Origin of the sequence: Xanthomonas sp. SHU 308 (assembly GCF_000364645.1) — a bacterium.
Lineage (GTDB): Bacteria > Pseudomonadota > Gammaproteobacteria > Xanthomonadales > Xanthomonadaceae > Xanthomonas_A > Xanthomonas_A sontii.
In genome coordinates this window covers 1-478 of sequence record NZ_AQOK01000800.1, presented here as the reverse complement: position 1 = coordinate 478, position 478 = coordinate 1, and the positions used below count along the sequence as shown (strand labels likewise).

Annotated in this window: 1 protein-coding gene; it reads right to left on the bottom strand. The window is 75.7% G+C overall.

Going from position 1 to position 478, the window contains the following annotated elements:
- A partial coding sequence (locus D588_RS0121075; protein WP_017917404.1) for a glycosyltransferase occupies positions 1 to 478 on the bottom strand: 478 nt, incomplete at both ends.

The following is a 478-nucleotide window of genomic DNA, read 5'->3' as shown; positions in this document are numbered from 1 at the left end:
GCGCAGCGCGTCGGCGTGGCCCTTCAGGCGGGTGCCGCGCCCCGGCAGCAACAGCAGCGGCCCATCCCCGGCCAACGCCGGCGCCTGGCTGACGGCCCAGGCCCGCGCCTGCGCATCGGGCCAGGGACGGCGCGGGAACTGCGTCGGATCGATACCGCGCGGCACCACCCGCAGGCGCGCCGGATCGGTCTGCGGATAGTGCTGCAGCACGTAGTCGCGCACGGTCTCGGACACGCAGATGACCCGCTCGCCGCGGGTCATCACCGCGCTGTAGCGGCTCGGCGAGTTGAGCCCGTGCACGGTGGTGACCAGGCGCGGACGCTGTGCCGCCTGCATGCCCTGCAGCGCGCGCCAGCCCAGCCAGGCCGGCAGCCGCGAGCGCGCGTGCACGATGTCCGCGCGCTCGCGCGCGAACAGGCGCCGCAGCGCCGGCACGTGGCGCAGGGTCAGCAAGGACTTGCGGCCGATGTCCAGGGCG